Raw genomic sequence first — 3662 nt, 5'->3', positions numbered from 1 at the left:
CTTTGGTTGATCCTGTAGCTGTTCCCGGTGATACTGTGACATTTAATGCTGTTGCCGGTGTTGTTGCTGGTGGTGGTGATGTGGCATCTAATGTTGGGTAGTCATTTGCCACAGCAACCCATGTGTACCAGTCAGGATGTCCAGATCTATTTAAATTTAAGGTATCGACAAATGCTTGGGATTGCATATCTGCAGTGGTCATTGATGTGGTAGTTTGACTTTGAGTATCCTTCCCGATACCCTCGATACTCCCTGTTACAGTAGAATCATAATAGCCGTCAGTTATTGTACTATAATTATACCCTATTAATCCTCCTAAACAATCGGCATTTCCTGTCATGCTAACTGCAGCATAGCTATTTATTACTTTTCTAGCATTAGATCCTACAAGTCCTCCTGTACCGGTCGAACTAGCGCCACCTGCTATATCTCCTATTGCATAACTGTTGTATATCATTCCGCCATTCCACCCTACTAATCCTCCTACTCTAGAATTAGCTGTTGAAGAAACAATGCTCACCTTAACGCCTATATTTTCTATAGTCCCGTTGCTAGCTCCGAATAGTCCAACATAATAATTTGCACCATCAGGATTGCCCGCTGTTCCTATCTCAACATTACTTACCACATGACCTTGTCCGTTAAAATTCCCGCCAAATACTTTGTTGCTCCCCATAGTAGTCGCATCACCAAATATCCCTATCGGTGTCCACTGATGGGCTGCTAAGTCTATATCCTGGGTAAGTACATAATAAGCTTTGGTATACGCTGTTTCTTCATTATTTACAACACTTGCCAAAAGCGATAATTCCTCTGCGCTACTAATCTGATAAGGGTCATCTTTTGTTCCGGTACCGCCTGGAAAAAAATCTGCCATATTACCACTATCTTGCCAATTGGTCAAGGTAGTTTCCTTATACTCATATGCTCCCATATCTACAGTTCCAACTTTTCTGTCAAAGCCTGCTCCTCGAATATCATATATCTCATTGATATAATTATCACTTCCAGCATCAATGGCTTGTGAATCCACTTGAATCATATATGGATACTCTCCTGTACCCACAAATTTAGGGTCGCCTGCAAATATATTGTCACTTCCTGTAATATTGAAAGCTGCATCATTAAAACCATACAATGAATTATAAGATGTAAGAGTACCATCTTCAAAATACCCTTCTGCATCCGCTCCTGTATTACCATATACAATGGAGTTGTAAATTTCTACAGTACCTTCAAATACAACAACTCCTCCTACTCCATCATTGTCAGCTTCTCCATCATTGCCAGCTATTGTAGAATTGATTAATACCAGCTTAGTCGGTTTATTAAAGCCATCTACCGTTGCAAATCCTACCTCCTGTAAAATACCTCCAGTACCGCCATAGCCTTCCTCACCAATGCCTATTGCTTTATTGCCAATAACAAGACAATTGAGCAATGTTAAAGAACCTTCATTATTTATTCCACCAACAATATTTTCACTATCCTTACCATTTTGTATAGTCAAATTTTCTAATTTAACACTAACTCCATCTATGATATCTAAAACTCTAGTCGTGTTATTACCATCGAGTTTAATTTCTTTTCCAGCTCCATTGATGGTGATGTCTTTATCAATTTGTATAGGTGCTGATAGTAAAATGCTATTGCTACCCATCTGTTCTGTATCAAATTCAACTACATCTCCTGCTGTGGCATCCAATAAAACTTGCCTTAAACTACCACTACCGTCATTTGCTGCACTAGTAACAGTATGTGTTACAGCAGTATATCCTTCTCCACCGCTAAACTGTGAAAAGCTGCTTAATCCAGTAATTGTAAATTTCCCCCATATACCGTCTGTTTGGCGATTAACAATAGTTGCACCCATATCTTTCACTACATCTTGCCATGGTGAATTCGCATCTGCTCGTTTTAGAATCACAAATTTTTCCCATTTTGCTTGAGTTAAGCCAAGTGAAGAAAAATCTAAAATCAAAGTATAGTTTCCAGGACTGTCAGGGTTTGCCGTTACATTAAAATACATCGGACTTACTCTACGTACATTTGGTTTTACCATAAAATTGGTTGGTTCATTATTTACTTTTTCCACACTGATGGTTGTATCTTGTGCTATACCCTCCGGAAAAGTTAAACTTACTCCTGCATCTGGAAATACTGCTGAAGTAGCTTTTGTTGAAGAGTTAATAGTTTGATTATCAACTTTATTTCCACTCTTTATTATTGTTTTTCCTGATAACGGATTATTTGTCAAATAAGCAATAGATGCTCCACTACCTTTATAAGGATAAATTGTATAATAATACTCTGTATCAACTGTAGCAGAAGACTCTGTAAAAGATGTCTCTGTTCCTACTGCTACAATCTCATCTTCCCCTTGAGCTCCGGCGGTATAACTCGTACCACTCGCTGGAACAAAACTTGGTTCTGCTCCTGTCTTTCTTACAATCAAATACCCGTTCGCTGTATCTGAAGCTGTAAATGATAGGAAGATATCATTATCAGTGTTAGAAGAAAATACTAAATTTGTCGGTGGTGTTATCTCTGGTGGTTGTGATGTGGCATCTAATGTTGGGTAGTCATTTGCCACAGCAACCCATGCGTACCAACCAGCATGGCCGGATTTATTATCATTCAACTCATTTACAAATGCTTGCAATTTCATGTCTGCTGTTGTTTTTCCCGTTACAGTTTGACTATTATCGTCCATTCCGATACTTGCTGATGCTTGTTCAGAATTATAATATCCATTAATAATAGTTCCCTCAGTCGAATTAGATCCTATTAGTCCTCCTACATATGAACTAGAGCCTCCTGTAACATTCCCTGAAGCATAACTATTATTTATTGTTCCATTATACCCATTGTATCCTACTAATCCTCCTACATATGCATTGTCGCCTCCTTGTATAGTCCCGGTTACATAGCTATTATTTATTATTCCACCATTACTTGCTACTAATCCTCCTATAAATCCTCCTTTAGGATCTAACAAACTTGAAACCCTAAAAGAATATATATTTACACTAACGCCAACATTTTGTATTGTCCCACTGCTATCACCAAATAATCCAGCATAATCGTATGTATTATCGGGATTAGCCCCTGTTCCTATATTTACATTACTAATCTTATATCCTTTTCCGTCAAAATATCCGCTAAAAACTTTCCATAGAGCTCCGTTGTTTATCCCTATCGGCGTCCACTCATGGGCAGATAAGTCAATATCCTGTGTGAGTTCATAATAATCTCCATTATTAGTTGAATCATCGTCATTTACCCATGATGCCAAAAGCGCTAATTCCTCTGCGCTACTAATCTGATAGGGATCATCTATTGTTCCGGTACCCCCTGCAAAACTACCTGCTACATAATCTTGCCAATTGGTTTTAATATCACTGGCTGTTAGCTGCTTTTGATAGAAGCCTGCTACATTTCCACTTCCATCTACATCATATACTTGTAAGTAAACACCTTCTGCTACTCCGGTTGTTATATCTGCTACTGAAATATAATTATCTACAAGGTTAGTACCTGTTGTTGGTGCAGCATCGGTTGTATTTGGTGTTGCTACTTCACTATCTGTGATGTTGACTACAAATTTTGATGTTGCAGTCTCTGTGATGTCTGCTTTGGTTGATCCTGTAGCTGTTCCCGGT

The 3662-nt window shown here is 38.5% G+C and carries 1 protein-coding gene; it reads right to left on the bottom strand.

The genetic code is table 11. The annotated features are described in order from the left end of the window. A partial coding sequence (locus JMO20_RS10780; RefSeq protein WP_279380107.1) for a GLUG motif-containing protein occupies window positions 1–3662 on the bottom strand: 3662 nt, incomplete at both ends.

The sequence above is a fragment of the Sporosalibacterium faouarense genome (assembly GCF_016765695.1).
In the GTDB taxonomy this organism is placed as follows: domain Bacteria; phylum Bacillota; class Clostridia; order Tissierellales; family VENL01; genus Sporosalibacterium; species Sporosalibacterium faouarense.
This window is presented reverse-complemented; position numbering and strand designations above follow the sequence as displayed.